This is a genomic window from Anaerococcus sp. HMSC065G05, from assembly GCF_001812365.1.
Taxonomy (GTDB): domain Bacteria; phylum Bacillota; class Clostridia; order Tissierellales; family Peptoniphilaceae; genus Anaerococcus; species Anaerococcus vaginalis.
Window position 1 is genome coordinate 1 of sequence record NZ_KV808688.1, and the last position, 592, is coordinate 592.

Consider the following 592-nt stretch of genomic DNA (forward strand, 5'->3'; position numbering starts at 1 on the left):
TGCGCTTTCTAGTCTTTGTATTTGCTCGAAATGTGGAGATATTTATAGGCGAGTTGCTTGGAATAATCGTGGAGAGCGTTTGGTGGTATGGCGTTGCTGCACAAGGGTTGAGCATGGGCCAAAAAGCTGTGATGCAGCTACTATACCAGAGGAAGAACTACAAAAAGCAGTTGTTAAAGCCATGAATGAGGTTTTGAAAACCTCTGATGATACTGAAAAAATTCTAATAAAGAATATTGAAAAAGTAGTTGCTGGAAGTAACGATGAAGAAATAGAAGCCATCAATAGAGTAATTGAGGTAAAACAGCAGGAACTCCTTGCACAGGTAAGAGCTAAGAAAGACTATACTGATATTGCTAATGAAGTTGATACCCTAAAGGGTGAAAAACATAAGATGCTTGTTCAAAAGGCTCTTGATGAAGATGCCAGAAGACGCATCAAGGATATGGAGGAATTTCTCAAAAGTCAAAGCAGAGAGATAACAGAATATGATGAAGAACTTGTTAGAAAATACATCAAACAGATAAAAATATTTGATGATAAATTTGAAATTACCTTCAAGTCTGGAATAGAAATAAATATTGAGAGAATA

Annotated in this window: 2 pseudogenes; both read left to right on the top strand. The window is 36.0% G+C overall.

The annotated features are described in order from the left end of the window. Nucleotides 1-40: 40 nt before the first annotated feature. A pseudogene (locus HMPREF2852_RS09905) lies at nt 41-124 on the top strand (hypothetical protein); the annotation flags it as partial. 57 nt (nt 125-181) lie between these two features. Next, a pseudogene (locus HMPREF2852_RS00645) lies at nt 182-592 on the top strand (recombinase family protein); the annotation flags it as partial.